The following is a 16,286-nucleotide window of genomic DNA, read 5'->3' on the forward strand; positions in this document are numbered from 1 at the left end:
TTTCAAATTACGAAATTAATTTTATCAAATCTTCCTTACTAGGAAGAACTGTTTTGTATTTGCTGGCAAAAATTTGCTCATTATTTTCTGGTAAAGTATACTCTACAACCAAATCACTTTTATTTTGACAAAGTACAATTCCAATGGTTTTATTTTCATCTTCCAAACGCATTTCTCTATCGTAATAATTGACATACATTTGCATCTGACCTAACTTCTTTTTCATCATCAATCCGCATCAGAAATGAATAATGAGACCAAGTTAATTTGAAAATAGAAAATAATGTTTTAGAATTCAATTCCGCAGACACTGACTGCGAAATCTTATCAGGCAATTGCGCAGTCACTGTCTGCGTTTTTTGAATATCGAAAATCCGCAACATTGATGCTGAATTTGAATAAATTAAATAAAACTTTCTAATTTGTTCTAAGTTTCTCAAAGAAAACCCTTTCCCAAACTCATTAGTCAACCGCGTAGAAAGTCCTTTTAGAATTTGCTTTCCATATTCAGCCCGGTCTTTTCCACTTTGTTCTTCTTCAACTATTATTCTTCCAATTTCAAAATAGGTGTAAACCATTGTTGAATTTACAGTACGTAAAACCTGTTGCCGAGCGTTTTGCAATAGCTCCACAACTTGCTGGAATAAAACGTTATTTTGAAGATCTTTTGACAATATTTTTCCTTTTTAAACTATTTCTAGCTTGCCTCCAATGTATCCAACTCCACTTTCAAATTCTTAATAATAAACTCCTGTCTATCGGGTGTGTTTTTTCCCATGTAGAATGACAACAATTGCTCAATTGAAGTATTCTTGTCCATCATAATAGGATCTAAACGAATCGTTTCTCCAATGAAATTCTTGAACTCATCAGGAGAAATCTCTCCCAAACCTTTAAATCGGGTGATTTCTGGTTTTGGTTTCAACTTTTCAATGGCCGCTTTACGCTCTTCTTCCGAATAGCAATAAATGGTTTCCTTTTTATTTCGAACTCTAAACAATGGTGTTTGCAAAATATACAAATGCCCTTCTTTGATTAATTCAGGGAAAAATTGCAGGAAAAAAGTAATTAATAATAATCGAATATGCATTCCGTCGACATCGGCATCGGTCGCAATTACAATATTATTATAACGCAGGTTTTCCATGTCGTCTTCGATATCTAAAGCCGCTTGTAGCAAGTTGAATTCCTCATTTTCATACACAATTTTCTTGCTCATGCCATAAGAATTCAGTGGCTTACCACGCAAACTAAACACAGCTTGGGTATTTACATCACGGGATTTGGTAATCGAACCCGAAGCCGAATCTCCCTCGGTGATAAAAAGCGTACTTTCTAAATATCTTGGATTCTTAACATCTGGCAAATGCACGCGACAATCCCGTAATTTTTTATTGTGCAAACTGGCTTTCTTGGCGCGGTCTTTCGCTAATTTTCGAATACCCGAAAGTTCCTTACGCTCTCTTTCGGCTTGCAAAATTTTGCGCAAAAGCAAATCGGCAGTTTCTGGATTCTTGTGCAAATAATTGTCTAAATTATTTTTGACAAAATCATTCACAAACGTTCGTACCGAAGGCATTCCGGGTTCCGAACCAATATCCGTAGAACCCAATTTGGTTTTGGTTTGCGACTCAAAAACGGGTTCCATCACTTTAATACTTACCGCACCAACAATGGATTTTCGAATATCCGAAGGCTCAAAACCTTTGTTGTAAAACTCCCTGATGGTTTTTACGATCGCTTCTCTAAAAGCTACTAAATGCGTTCCTCCCTGAGTAGTGTTCTGACCATTCACAAACGAATGGTATTCCTCGCTGTATTGCGATTTGCTGTGCGTCATCGCAATTTCGATATCATCGCCTTTTAGATGAATGATATTGTACACCTTATCTTCTTCGGCAATATTCTCGTCTAATAAATCGCGTAAACCAAAATCAGAGAAATATTTTTCGCCGTTGTAAATTATCGTTAATCCTGTATTCAGGTAACAATAATTTTTTAGCATTTTAATTACATACTCATTTCTGAATTTGTAGTTTTTAAAAATCGCTTCATCAGGTATAAAAGTAACTTTGGTTCCTTTTCGCTTCGTAGTTTCAATTATGTCTTCTTCTAAAACTAAGTTACCAGCCGAGAATTCAGCCGCTTTTTGTTTTTCTTCCCGAACCGATTCTACACGGAAATAATTCGACAACGCGTTCACCGCCTTAGTACCTACCCCATTTAAACCTACCGATTTTTTAAAGGCCAAGGAATCGTACTTTCCACCGGTATTCATCTTAGAAACCACATCAACCACTTTCCCTAACGGAATCCCACGACCGTAATCGCGCACCGAAACCGTTTTGTCTTTGATCGATACCTCAATGGTTTTCCCAGCACCCATAACAAACTCATCGATACAGTTGTCCAGCACTTCTTTTAATAAAATGTAAATTCCATCATCTGGCGAAGAACCATCACCCAATTTCCCAATATACATTCCGGGACGCATACGGATGTGCTCTTTCCAGTCGAGCGATCGAATATTATCTTCGTTGTATTGATTTTGTTCAGACATTAAATTTTGTGGATTTTTTTGCTAATATAGCATATATCGCCCTATTTTAAAAGAGCCAGCAGCCAAAGTTATCAAAAATGATATTGACAAGAAAAAGCAGCAGCTAGCAGGACAAAATCAAATTGCAGCAACTAACAAGACAAAGCGAGCAGTATTTATTTTTGGCGTTATTAGAACCAGTACGTATAGTATTTTTTAGGAAACACCGCTCCCGCCATACGCTCTATCTTGTGGCGGCATAAACGCCACCGCCACAAGGATGCCGCTGCTGTCGGGGGTATCAATAAGGATTTGTCTTTTTAGGATAATTCCAGACGCGCTTTCAATACTTAAAATTGCTGATTAGAATTCTATTGCTACTATTTCGTATTTAAATTACTAAAAATCATATTAGTATGCTTTATTAGTACTTGATGGGAAATAGTTACTAACCAAAATAACTTAGAAGAAGGTTTGGGTCTGGATGGTTACTATTTAAGTATATTTTACTTTAATGATTTATCAACTAACTGAAATATTTTGATTCAAGAATTTCAATTTTTAACATACTACTCTCTTTTAATCTAAAATGTCTTTCCTCACCATCTCTTAATAAACAATCCGCTATAACAACTTTTTTAGCTAGATACTCTTTTACATGTATTACTCTTCTAGTAATTCTATCTTGTTGATCTTTATATGTTATTCTATAATATTTGTTTTTTTTAAAAGCAAAGTCTAAAATAGTGGTAAATTCTTGTAAATTAGTTTTATACTCAGGTATTTTATCAATTATTAAATCATTTATTCCAACAACATCATCATCAAAATTAATTTCAGATAAATCCATTTCATCATATTTTGTTTTAAAAAAATCAAAATATTTTAATTTATATTTATAATGATTAAATATTAATTCAATAGGTTGAATGTAACTATGTTGCAGAGTTATACCACTTTCTAACTCAATATGATTTTCAAAAACATTTCTAAAGAACGTTTTATTTAAAATTAAATCATAAATCATTTCTAGATTTGTAGCATGCTTAACCATTTCTACAGTTTCTAAAGGAATAAAGTCTTCAGAAAAACCTCCAGACAATGGATTGTACCATTTGCATTTTAGTAAAATTTTTGAAGTGATCTTTCTTAAATTTCCAGATTTAGGATTAAAACCAACTTTCTCCTCATTATTCTTTACATCAATCACAGTAAGTACAGGAGGTAAAAAATCAAGATGTGAATTTACTTTTTGTGAAGATTTATTATCTGTTTTAACAAAAGTTGTTTTCAACTTACCAAGCTCATAATCACAAGATTTTAAAATTACTTGATTATTTAAAAAAGTTGTTTTTACATCTTCTATTGAAATAGGTTTTGCATTTTCTGTCTTTGATGCAGTATTTATTTCATCATTTTTATCTAAAATAATATCCTCTTCACCTTGCTTTTTAATTGGTTTAACATGTTTAATATCTAACCATAAACTTTCAAACTTATGAGATTTATGAGAATAAAAAATACATTTTACTTGCTTAAATTTTTCTTTTCCTGTTTCAGAATCAAATTCTTTTGACGAATTAAGTATTTCAGTAACAACAAAAATTGGAGGTGTCATATTTGCAAGTGCTGCAATTTTCACATCTGATAAATCTAATTCATATGGATGATTATTTAGAGAATATAAATCCCCAAGTCTGATTTTTGACATACATTATACTTAATGATTTTTGTAAATTTAATAAAAAAAGTTTTATATTTGTTTACCTTGTGCAGAAAGTTGATTTTTTACAACTAGTTAGGACTAAAGGGCTTTATGCTCTACTGAATGTTTGAGATATTCAGGTTCAAGATTTATTAGTAGCAGTTCTTCTATTAGAGGAATTCCGACTACAAATATATGAAATAATCTAATATAAGTCAAGGTCATAGTATTTGATGTTGCATTTAAGTTATAATTTACGAAACAAACAATGACTCAGTTATTGGGTACTAGTCCGATCCTTCGGGATGTATGTAAAATGAAATATTATTATTGCTAGAACTGATGCACGAGGTTTTTTTATGAAACAATTTGATGACATTCCTGATTGGTTAAAATCTAAAGGCTACTTACACATTTCTCCAAGTTTGAGAATTGGAGAAAATTGGCGTAAGTATAAAAAGCAGATTGAAAATAAAGAGTTTATTGAAAGATATGCATTTTACCCACTTATTCATGCTTTCATAAAAGAGAGAAAATATAAAAATGCTGACCCAAAAAAGCATACTACCGTTGGTAAAGCACATAAACATATTTTAAAGACTACTGGAAAAACAGAAAAAACTGCTAAATTAAGACCACTTCACTATGCAAGTCATTATGATACTCTAATTTACGGCTATTATGCTCATTTATTAAATTTAAAATACAAAGAAAAATTATCTCAAAACTTAGAACTATATAATTGTGTTACTGCATACAGAAAAATACCAATTGATAGTAATTCTGAAAAAGGTAAAAGCACAATCCATTTTGCTAAAGAAGTTTTTGATGAAATTATTAATCGCACTAAAAACAATCAAAAAGTTGCTGTATTAACGTTTGATATAAAAGGATTCTTTTCTTCTTTAGACCATCAGATTTTAAAAGAAAAATGGGCGTATATTATTGATGAATCTCTACTTCCAAATCATCATTATAATGTTTTTAAATCGTGTACTAATTTTAGTTATGTCCTAAAAGATGATTTGAGAAAAACAAATAAAAAATTAGGAAGAAAATCAGAGTTTGATGAAAGTAAATTAGCTAAAATAAGACGCGAAAAGGGGTTTAAATGTTTTTTTGAGTCAAATGAAGACTTTAGAAATCATATTAAGCAAGGAAAGTTAAGAGTTTTCAAAAATCCTTTTAGAAATGAACAAAAACAAAAAATAGGAATTCCTCAAGGTTTACCAATTAGTGCTGTTTTAGCAAACATTTATTTATTAGATTTTGACAAAGCAATAATTAATAACTTAACATTAAAAAGAAAAATATATTACCGAAGATATTCTGATGACATCGTTATTATTTGTAATGTTGAAGATATTGAATTCACAAAAAAACATGTTGAAAATTTAATAAAAGAAAGTAAAGTCGAAATAAGTTCAGCAAAAACTGAAACATTTATTTTTGAGTTCATTGAATTCAATAAAGCAAAAGAAAAGAGATTAACCTCTATTAAAATTAATAATGATGGTACTCAAACAATAAACTCTCCTTTAATTTATCTTGGTTTTGAATTTAGAGGATATAATATTTTAATCAAATCTACTAATCTTGCAAAATATTATAGACGACTTATAAATATAATAAAACGTAGATCTAAAAGAGCTTTAAAAGGAAGTGAAAAAAACCCATTGCAAACTAAAGCTATATATATAAACCAAATTAAAAAATTATATAATAACCCATTAAGAGAACTCGATACTGAGAAAAACGACCTAAAACAAAAACTAAGAACAAAAAATTTTTTAGAAATAAATATAAAAGGTGAATATTCAATAATAAGTAAGGAAATTAATTCTGAAAGAAGGAATTCAAATTATATGTCATATGTAAAAAGATGCTCAGAAATTTTTAAAGTAAATCATTTTGACAAGCAACTTAGAAAAAGAAAACATATTGTTTTTAGTGCAATAAAAAAACATTTAAAATAACGACACTGTCACTATCCTAAAACCTATTAAATCTTAAACGTAATTATCCCTATTTAAAACCAAAAAGCAATTCCTTAATTTTCAACCTCAAAATATGGAAACGATTCAATTGTTTTCTCCAAATATAATTATAAATATTTTCTGAAAATTACTAAATCTATTAAAAGTAAATAAATTCGTTAAACGATAAAACCTACAGCAATATTAAAAAAATGCTGTAAAATGTATCAATTGGAATTCAGTTCTGAGTTATTTTTAGTATAATTTTGTAGTAACATGCTGTTTAAAAGCTATTCCGATTAACATTTCAGGTTTTAGTAAAACTTTCGGATAGCAATAACAATCTTTCAATAGTTAAATTTTTCAATCTTTAAATTAAACCCTATATTTGCTTTCGAATAAAAATTTCTATGGAACAATTTATAGTATCAGCTCGCAAGTACCGTCCGCAAACCTTTAATGATGTTGTAGGACAAAAAGCGATTACCAATACTTTATTGAACGCTATAGAAAACAATCATTTGGCTTCTGCCCTTTTATTTACTGGACCTAGAGGTGTTGGAAAAACTACTTGCGCCCGAATTCTGGCTCGAAAAATCAACCAACCTGGTTACGATGATCCTAATGAAGACTTTGCTTTTAATGTTTTCGAATTGGATGCCGCTTCCAACAACTCGGTAGATGATATTCGTAATTTGATTGATCAGGTTCGTATTCCGCCACAAACCGGAAAATACAAAGTCTATATTATTGACGAGGTGCACATGTTGTCATCGGCGGCTTTTAATGCTTTTTTGAAAACATTAGAAGAACCACCTAAACATGCCATTTTTATTTTGGCTACGACCGAAAAACATAAAATCATCCCAACGATTTTATCGCGTTGTCAAATATTTGATTTTAAAAGAATTACCGTAAAAGATGCCAAAGAACATTTGGCCGAAGTAGCACAAAGTCAAGGAATTATTTTTGAAGATGATGCATTGCATATTATTGCTCAAAAAGCAGATGGTGCCATGCGTGATGCTTTGTCTATTTTTGACCGAGTGGTTTCGTATTGCGGCACCAATTTGACCCGTCAGGCTGTTACCGAAAACCTGAACGTGCTGGATTACGAAACCTATATTACGATAACTGATTTAATTTTAGAAAATAAAATCCCTGACTTATTGATGGCTTTTAATGACATTCTTGCAAAAGGATTTGATTCCCATCATTTTGTATCAGGACTAGCTTCGCATTTTAGAGATTTATTGGTAAGCAAAACACCTTCAACTTTAAGTTTATTAGAAGCAGGTGAACAAGCTCAAAAAATGTACGGAGTTCAGGCTCAAAAATGCACCCAGGAATTCCTTTTAACGGGAATTGCTATTGCAAACGAATGTGATTTGAAATACAAATTAAGTCAAAATCAACGTTTGTTAGTTGAACTTTGTTTGATGCAATTAGCCTCTATCACTTTTGATGGAGAAAAAAAAAAGTTGAGTCCTTTATAATTCCGCCAACGTATTTTAGAAAAAACGACTATTCTATAGTGGAGCAAACGAAACAAGCGGTTGAAACTCCAGTTTCTACTCCTGTTACTCCTCAAAAAGAAGCAGTAACTGCAACTCCAACTCCTGAAATTCCTAAAAAAACGGAACCAACAGGTCCTCAATTTTCGGCATTATCCTTATCGAGCATTCGTGCCAAAAAAGCATTGGAAGAAAGCAACAAAACAATTGTAAAAGAAACAGTTCATTTGCCAACTGAAGAATTTACAGAAACTGAAATGCTATTGCAATGGACTAATTATGCTAAAAAATTAGGTGATAAAGGTTTCCGAATTATGGAATCTTTACTATTGATTAATGATCCAGTTTTAAACGGAACAACCATTAGTATCGAATTGCCAAATGAGGGTTCTAAACTAGATTTCGAAAAGGAAATGAATGGACTTTTAGGACATTTGAGAGGTCATTTACACAACCACAACATCAGTATAGAAGTGATTGTAAACGAAAATGTATCCATCAAAAAAGCATTAAATGATCAGGACAGATACAACCGCTTACATGAAATAAATCCAAATATTGATCTTTTGAGAACAACATTTGGATTAGATATTAATAGTTAGAAAGTTTAAAGTCTCAAGTTTAAAAGTCTAAGAGTCTGTTTAAAATCAGGGTTCTACTAGATATTTTGTGAATCACAATGTGCGATTATCGGTTAAAATCCATTTCATCTGTGTGCCATTTCAATGATTGGTATAAGAAACGGAAGTCCTATTATATTTTACCAAAATACATGGCTTTGACAATACCATCAGAAAGCCCAATTTTAGGAACATAAATATTTCTTGCCCCACTCCATTTCATGGCATTTAGATAAATACGAACAGCTGGAATGATTACATCGGCACGATCAGGATTCAATCCTAATTCCGAAATTCTTTGATCGTAAGTCAACGAATTTAAAAAAGCATATTGAGAATTAATATATAAATAAGACATGGGTTTGTCTTGCATTTTACCCGACATTTTGAATAATTTATTAATATTTCCACCAGAACCTATCAAGGTTACTTCGTCAAAATCAGCAGTATTCAATTTAATCCATTTTTCAATTTCGTCCCATACTACATCGCAAACCATATTATTCAGTAAACGAACGGTACCTACTTTGAATGATCTTGAGTTGACAATTTTACCATCAGAAAATAAAGTGAATTCAGTACTACCACCACCAACATCCACAAATAAATACGTTTTATCTGTTTTTAATAAATGATGCAAATCAGTCGATGCAATAATAGCTGCTTCTTTTTTACCATCTATAATTTCAATTTTTATATCGGCTTTTTTCTTAATTAGAGCTACAACTTCTTTTCCATTGTAGGCTTCACGCATTGCCGATGTAGCAAAAGCTTTATAGGATTCTACTTTATGAACTTTCATTAAAAGATTAAATGCTTTCATAGCATCGCACATTCTATCTGTATTTTCTGCTGAGATTTCTCCAACTGTAAAAGCATCTTGCCCTAAACGAATAGGAACACGCACTAAAGCACTTTTATTAAATTGAGTTTCCTTACCATCTTGTTCCACAATATTGACAACTAATAAACGCATGGCATTAGATCCAATATCGATGGCAGCATATTTTTTAATTTTAATCATTCTTTTTCCCTATTATTTTTACTGTCGTACTAAAAGACAATTTCTTTGAACATGCCTACTTTTCTTTGGTAATATTTGTATGTTTCTAATTGTGCTCTAAATACATTTTGTCCGTCATTAGGACGGTACTGATTATCTAAATTACAAGAATGAAAACGGGCTTTTACATTTCCTTTCCATCCAATATCAAAATTTTCTATTAATTCGTTTTTAATATCCTGATCATAAATAGGACAAGTTACTTCGACTCTGCCATCTAAATTTCGAGTCATAAAATCGGCTGAAGAAATATAGACTTCCGTTTGACCTCCATTTCCAAAAATATAAATTCGAGAATGTTCTAAATAATTATCTACTATACTGATTGCTTCAATGTTCTCGCTCATCCCTTTGATTCCAGGAATTAAAGAGCAAATCCCTCTCACTTCCAGTTGGATTTTCACTCCTGCTTTGCTCGCTTCATAGAGTTTATCAATCATAGCAAAATCAGACAAACTATTCATTTTTAGTTTCATATACGCTTTTCTACCCGCTAGAGCGTGAGAAATTTCGCGATCGATAAATTTATAAAATTTTGAACGCGTATAATGTGGCGAAACAATTAAATGTTTGTATCGGTGTACTCTATAATTGATATTAAAAAATTCAAATATTTTTGAAATATCTTTTAAAATTTGTTGGTGACTCGTAAAAAGAGTTACATCAGTATAAATTTTGGCAGTCGCTTCATTGAAATTACCTGTAGAAATAAAACCATAGCGTTTATTTTTACCATCTTCAATTCTTTCAATAACACAAATTTTGCTGTGCACTTTTAAACCTTTAATACCAAAAATCAGATCGATTCCTTCAGTTTGCATTTGTTCGGCATACGAAATATTGGAAGCTTCATCAAAACGAGCCTGTAATTCTATTTGAACGGTAACTTTTTTTCCGTTTTTAGCTGCATTAATCAACGAACTAATAATTTGAGAATTTTTAGCTAATCGATACAAGGTAATTTTTATAGAAGTTACTTTAGGATCTAAAGCAGCCTCTCTTAAAAACTTTGTTATGTATGAAAACGATTGGTATGGAGCGTGTAAAAGATAATCTTTTTTGCTTATTTTTTCTAAAATACTACCTTCTAAATCGAGTCCAGGAACAGGCAATGGTACGTTTTTTTTATATAGTAAATCATATCTTCCTAAATTAGGAAAATCCATATAATCCCTTCTATTATGATATCTTCCACCGGGAATGATACTATCGGTAGAAACAATTTTCATTTTATCTAAAAAAAATCGTAAAGTATCTTCACCAATTAATTGGTCGTAAATAAAACGTACAGGCTCGCCAATTCGTCTTTCTTTTACGCTACTGGATATTTTTTCGAGCATACTTTTACTCAAATCACTGTCTATATCTAATTGAGCATCTCTACTAATTTTTATCATGTGAGCAGAAATGCTATCATAATCAAAAATATTGAAGATACTTTTTAAATTATGTCGAATGACATCATCAATGAGAATCACATATTTTTTATTGTCTTTTGAAGGTAGTACAATAAAACGATTCATTGTTTTTGGAATTTCTATAATCGCATAATGAACAGCAGCGTCCTTTTTCATCACTAACTTAACTGCTAAATAACCAATATTATCTTTTAACAAAGGGAATTCAGCTAAATCATTTAATATAATAGTTACTAATTCAGGGCTTAGCGTTTGATTAAAGAAATCTTTCAAAAAAATCTCTTGCTCATCAGATATCTCATTTTCATCAATGATAAAAATGTTTTCGGTTTCTAATTTGGTTTCAATTTCCCTAAGTATTGCCAAACTTTCCGTTTGATGTTCGATTACAATTTCTGTAATATCTTTTACTAATTGTTGTGCCGATATTCCACCTAAAATTTTTTCACCTGTTTTACCTGACAAACTCAACCGACGAATTGCCGCAAAACGAACTCTGAAAAATTCATCTAAGTTATTCGAAAAAATTCCTAAAAACCGTAATCTATCTAACAATGGTACCGAATCGTCAGCTGCTTCTTGAAGTACTCTGGCATTAAATGCTAACCAACTTTTTTCTCTATCAATATACTTTTGATCAAACATTTTTTATTTTAAATCTTTTGGAATTATTATTTTTTTAGTTTTTCCTTTACTTATTTTTTCCCAATTATCGGTTTCAAATTGAAGTGAAACAAAGCCACAAGTAGGAACATTTTCTATAAATACATCCCCAAATTTATTAACAAAATTTGTAATTGCATCATTATGTCCAAAAAGAATTACACTGTCAAATGTATTAGCACACGATTTTACAATTTCTTCTAACTGTTTTTCGTCAAATGTGTATAAATCCTTTTTAAAAACAATGTTTTCTATAGGGTACAAAATATTTTGCGCAAAAATTATTGCCGTATCTGATGCTCTTTTAGCAATGCTACTCCAAATAATAAAGGTTTGTGGTAAAAAATCAAAAATATTTGAAGACACTAAATGGGCATCCTTAATCCCTCTTTGTTCGAGCGGCCTGTCTATATCTTTCATTGGCAAATCCCAACTGGATTTAGCGTGTCTTACTACTATTAAATTTTTCATATTTCTATTTTAGACTGTCTATTTTAGAATTTCTTAAATTAGAAAGATACAATTAATCTTGGAATAAATTTATAGAGAAAATGTAAAAAAGATAAAAATCTTTATTTTTCTATTTTTGATTTTATTAGAAATCATATATTAAATTAATTGTAGTTAAAAACTTATTTATGTTAATTTTTAATGTATTTTAACCAACAAAAATGTATTTTATCGATAATTTATTTTTTTAATAAATTTTTTCAATTTAAATTTGGATGATTATTCAATAGCAATCACAATAATATAAACATTAAAGTAACTCCTTTATTTTTAATACAGTTAGGAGATTAATATAAATCAAAACAATGATTAACTAATTTTTAAGTTTTGTTTCACAAAAAAAATGCTTTTGAACGAGTATTTAGGTTGTTTGAAGAGAATATATACTACATAAATTAAATGTAATTAAATTCGTTTTAAATTTTTGACGAATTAAAATTGACTCCAATGAAAAATATAAATAGAAATCTATCAATTAATATGAATTTAAGCAAATTTAGTAATCAAAACTCGTATATAAGAATAGTTTTTAAAACTATAATATTTCTAGTAACATTAATTAGTTTTGAAAACAGTACGGCACAAGGAAACAATGTTTCTACTGACATCAAAGAAGTTAATTCATTTTTAACTACATTAAAATCAACTTCTGATTCAGAATATAAAAAATTAGATGGTTTACTACATAATTTAAATCCTGCTATTTACACCTATGACAATATTCTAAAAATCTATGGAGAGAATTGCACGGTGTTGTTTACAGATATGCCATCAATTAACTATATAAAAAACAATCCTATTCCTTCTAATAAAGTTGAGGTAGTGAAAGTTAGCATAAAAAAATCAACTGATGTCAATACAAAAATTGATCTTTCAATCTTTTCCAGTTTTACAAATTTAAAATACATCTACATCGTTTCTGGGATAAATATAACTAAACAAAATATTGTCAATATGATTCGAAACGATGATAATGATTATACCATTTTATATAAAATAGATCCAGTAGAATAATTTTACTACTAAATAAATAACAGAAAACATGAATAAACTTTACTTTAAAACTAAAAAGTCCATATCATTCTGCTTACTATTAATTAGTACAGTATTATTTGGAAATCTATTTAGTGTAACCGCACAAGTTAGGGTGCCTTTCACTCAAAGAGCTTCATCTACTGCGCCTTTTACTAAAAATTACAAAGTGAAAGGTGATTTTACATTAATAGGAAATACTAATTTAACATTACAATCCTATGGTGATAATAGTAGCAACTCAAATCCAATGGTGTATGTTGATGTTGATGGGAATTCAAATACATTAAACTCATCATCATCAACATTAGTTTTACCTACAGATGATGGAGTAGCTTCTAATTGTTCCAATATTGTATTTGCTGGTTTGTATTGGACAGGTAGAGCTTCTGATGGAAGTCAAAGCAGTAATACTTTTTCAGTAACTAAAAATGTAAATACTGGAAATACAGTAACTCAAAATAATACTGACTCAAATAGACAAATATTTAGCAGTAATGATGCTATAGAAAATACTAATTATAAATTAACTATCACTGAAAATATTAGCAGTAATGGTAATAACGGTACTATCACTTACACATTTACCCCTATTAGTGTTGGAAACACGATTAAGTATACTTATTCATATACATCTAATAGTTCATCATTAACGAAGTCTGTAAATAATGGAAATTCCAATGTTATCAATTTTACATCGGATAATAACTCTGTTTACCCTTCTGACGCATCAGATAAACTAATATTTTCAGACACAAATTATACACTTGTTGTTAATAGACTTAGAAGACCTAGTAGTTTTAATCCATCCAGAGCATACGTTGATGTAACTTACAAAACAACAGTACCAGAAGTAATAAGTGTTACCAAAAATTATGATAAAACTAAAATTTCATTAAAAGGACCTGGTGATACCAATTATACTACAATTTCTGCAAGCCAAAATGGAAATAATAGTGAAATTTATTACCCAACAACTTCCGATGGTTTTATGTATTCTGCTTATGCTGATGTAACCAGTTTTGTAAAGAGTCGTGGAATAGGTGAATATACTGCAGCTGATATTGCTTTAGTAGAAGGAGATGGTGGTAACACTGGATACTATGGTGGTTGGTCTATGATTATTATTTACGAAAATTCCAACATGAAAAACAGAGACATTACTGTCTTTGACGGTCATGCTTATGTAACAGGAGGTACTACAACAAATTTTGATATTGCTGTTGATGGTTTTAATGCCGTTCAAACAGGTGATGTAGGGATCAAATTAGGATTAGTAGCAGGTGAAGGTGATAGAAGCATCTCTGGAGACTATTTTCAAATACAAAAATTAAACTCTAACGATTTTCAATCTCTTAACCATTCTGGAAATTCAGCAACTAATTTCTTCAACTCTTCCATTGAAACTGGCGGAAACCCAAGAAATCCAAATCATTTAAACAATACAGGATTAGATATTAGTATGTTTAAAATTCCTAATTCAGGAAATACCATAATAGGTAATAATCAAACTTCAACAAAATTTAAATACGGAACAACTCAGGATACTTATGTGATCTTTGCCTTAGCAATGTCTGTTGACGCTTATGTACCTGAAATAGAAGGTGTCATTACCGCTACTACAATTAATGGTTCTCCTGTAGTAGGCACTGGAAATTATACTGCACTACCAGGTCAGGAATTAGGCTATAAAGTTCAAATTAAAAATAAAGGAACAGAAATTATAAACAATTCAAAAATAATAATCCCTGTCCCTTACAATGCAACTTATGTTGCAAATAGCGCTGGTAAAACTATCAATTTTAGCCCATTACCAACTCCAAACAATTTGACATTTGATCCTACACTTGGAGCAAATGGATCTATCGTTTGGAATATTGGGTCTTTACCATTACCTACAGATCCTAATACAGTTTTAGCAGAACTTACATTTAAATTTAAGGTAACAGAAAATTGTACGTTACTTAAAAATGCAAATTGTAGCAATACCATTTCAGTGAATGGTTTAATGACTGGAACAGGAGCTACCTCAAATGTAAATATCACGGATAAATCTTTAATCCAAGGATACTCAGGAAGCGGTAATTGTGAAGGAAGTGCTATAGCTGCTCCAATTGAAACTACAATTAATGCTACCGAATTTGTTAATAATAATTGTCAGTCTACACCTCCAATTGCTGCATTTACTTTTTGTAATACTGGTAATACAATTCCAATTTCAGATGTAGCAGGTGCGTTCCCTCCTGGATCAACTTTCTATGATTCACTTGCTAAAACCAACCAATACACTACAAATAATCCATTTCCAGCAACAGTAGGAACTAAAACTTATTACGCTATTCCTGCCGGAGTAACTAATGGATGTTATTTTGAATTTACAATTAATGTTACAAGTATTACTTCATCACCTACAGCAACTAATGTAAATTATTGCATCGGAGATACTGCTACTGAATTAACAGCTACAAAAAGTAATCCAGCTTATACACTTTATTATTATACAAGTCTTACTTCGCCAGCACAATCATCAATTACTCCGCTTACAAATACAGCAGGAGAAACAACTTACTATGTCGCTGAAGGTCAAAGTAATTCTTGTATTGGCCCTAAAGTACCAATTGTAGTCACTATAAATGCTAAACCTTCATTAAGTATTGCTAATAAAATAGAAATACAATGTTTTGGAACAAGTACAGGAAGTATTGATATCAATACTAATGGAGGAACAGCTCCTTACACTTATACATGGACTAAAAATGGAAATCCGTATAATGCAACAACCGAAGATATAAACAATCTAGAAGCAGGTATCTATGAGGTAACAGTTTCAGACTCTAAGAATTGTTCTTCTGCAAAATTATCGGTTACTATCAATGCTGCTCCAACTGAAATTGCTTTCACAGCAACTCCTACTCAACCTAAATGTGCAGGTGAAAAAGGATCGGTGGTTTTAAGTACTCCAACGGGTGGAACTGGAAACATTACTTTCAATAATACTGCAACTACTGACTTAGCGGCTGGCGAATATACTTATACGGCTACTGATGCTAATGGTTGTACTCAATCGATAACGGTTACTATCAATGCAGCTCCTGATGCAATCGCTTTCACAGCAACGCCTACTCAACCTAAATGTTTTGGTGAAAAAGGATCGGTGGTTTTAAGTACTCCAACGGGTGGAACTGGAAACATTACTTTCAATAATACTGCAACTACTGACTTAGCGGCTGGCGAATATACTTATAC

Annotated in this window: 12 protein-coding genes; 5 read left to right on the forward strand and 7 right to left on the reverse strand. The window is 31.0% G+C overall.

Annotation, left to right across the window (positions count from 1 at the left end):
• Nucleotides 1-7: 7 nt before the first annotated feature.
• The 4 genes from AAGV28_RS05395 to AAGV28_RS05410 all read right to left on the reverse strand — a co-directional run bounded on the left by AAGV28_RS05395 (nt 8) and on the right by AAGV28_RS05410 (nt 4,250).
• Entirely contained in the window at nt 8-199 is a 192-nt protein-coding gene (locus tag AAGV28_RS05395) for a PDDEXK nuclease domain-containing protein (protein WP_373405803.1), read from the reverse strand.
• Nucleotides 177-674 carry a DUF1016 N-terminal domain-containing protein gene (locus AAGV28_RS05400; RefSeq protein WP_373405804.1) on the reverse strand — a complete coding sequence of 166 codons (498 nt, stop codon included), beginning with the start codon at nt 672-674 and terminating at the stop codon, nt 177-179. Before AAGV28_RS05400 ends, AAGV28_RS05395 begins: the two co-directional genes overlap by 23 nt.
• A gap of 23 nt (nt 675-697) precedes the next feature.
• Nucleotides 698-2,560 carry a DNA topoisomerase IV subunit B gene (locus AAGV28_RS05405; protein ID WP_373405805.1) on the reverse strand — a complete coding sequence of 621 codons (1,863 nt, stop codon included), beginning with the start codon at nt 2,558-2,560 and terminating at the stop codon, nt 698-700.
• Between the two features lie 505 nt (nt 2,561-3,065).
• Nucleotides 3,066-4,250, reverse strand: coding sequence for a hypothetical protein (locus AAGV28_RS05410; RefSeq protein ID WP_373405806.1), 1,185 nt, complete (start codon nt 4,248-4,250; stop codon nt 3,066-3,068).
• Between the two features lie 353 nt (nt 4,251-4,603).
• Here AAGV28_RS05410 and AAGV28_RS05415 point away from each other — a divergent pair, with 353 nt between their 5' ends.
• From AAGV28_RS05415 to AAGV28_RS05425, 3 genes are all read left to right on the forward strand, one after another.
• Nucleotides 4,604-6,220, forward strand: coding sequence for a reverse transcriptase domain-containing protein (locus AAGV28_RS05415; protein WP_373405807.1), 1,617 nt, complete (start codon nt 4,604-4,606; stop codon nt 6,218-6,220).
• A 410-nt stretch (nt 6,221-6,630) separates the two neighbouring features.
• Nucleotides 6,631-7,716 (forward strand): DNA polymerase III subunit gamma/tau, encoded by a 1,086-nt coding sequence (gene dnaX / locus AAGV28_RS05420; RefSeq protein ID WP_373405808.1) that lies wholly within the window; start codon nt 6,631-6,633, stop codon nt 7,714-7,716.
• Nucleotides 7,717-7,754: 38 nt separating this feature from the next.
• Nucleotides 7,755-8,336 (forward strand): DNA polymerase III subunit gamma/tau, encoded by a 582-nt coding sequence (locus tag AAGV28_RS05425; RefSeq protein WP_373405809.1) that lies wholly within the window; start codon nt 7,755-7,757, stop codon nt 8,334-8,336.
• A 151-nt stretch (nt 8,337-8,487) separates the two neighbouring features.
• Here the strand turns inward: AAGV28_RS05425 and AAGV28_RS05430 are convergent, their stop codons facing one another.
• The 3 genes from AAGV28_RS05430 to AAGV28_RS05440 are packed head-to-tail and all read right to left on the reverse strand — an operon-like array spanning nt 8,488 to nt 11,969.
• On the reverse strand, nt 8,488-9,378 hold the full coding sequence (locus tag AAGV28_RS05430) for a Ppx/GppA phosphatase family protein (RefSeq protein WP_373405810.1): 891 nt from the start codon (nt 9,376-9,378) through the stop codon (nt 8,488-8,490).
• Between the two features lie 29 nt (nt 9,379-9,407).
• On the reverse strand, nt 9,408-11,480 hold the full coding sequence (gene ppk1, locus AAGV28_RS05435; protein ID WP_373405811.1) for a polyphosphate kinase 1: 2,073 nt from the start codon (nt 11,478-11,480) through the stop codon (nt 9,408-9,410).
• A 3-nt stretch (nt 11,481-11,483) separates the two neighbouring features.
• Nucleotides 11,484-11,969, reverse strand: a complete 486-nt coding sequence (locus AAGV28_RS05440) for a SixA phosphatase family protein (RefSeq protein WP_373405812.1) — start codon at nt 11,967-11,969, stop codon at nt 11,484-11,486.
• Nucleotides 11,970-12,488: 519 nt separating this feature from the next.
• On the opposite strand from AAGV28_RS05440, the gene AAGV28_RS05445 reads away from it, so the two are divergent.
• Both AAGV28_RS05445 and AAGV28_RS05450 read left to right on the forward strand, forming a co-directional pair.
• Complete coding sequence (locus AAGV28_RS05445) at nt 12,489-13,022, forward strand: hypothetical protein (protein WP_373405813.1); 534 nt, start codon at nt 12,489-12,491, stop codon at nt 13,020-13,022.
• A 28-nt stretch (nt 13,023-13,050) separates the two neighbouring features.
• Nucleotides 13,051-16,286, forward strand: a 3,236-nt coding sequence (locus tag AAGV28_RS05450) for a hypothetical protein (RefSeq protein WP_373405814.1), incomplete at its 3' end; no start/stop codon positions are given.

It is taken from the genome of Flavobacterium zubiriense (genome assembly GCF_041729725.1).
GTDB lineage: Bacteria > Bacteroidota > Bacteroidia > Flavobacteriales > Flavobacteriaceae > Flavobacterium > Flavobacterium zubiriense.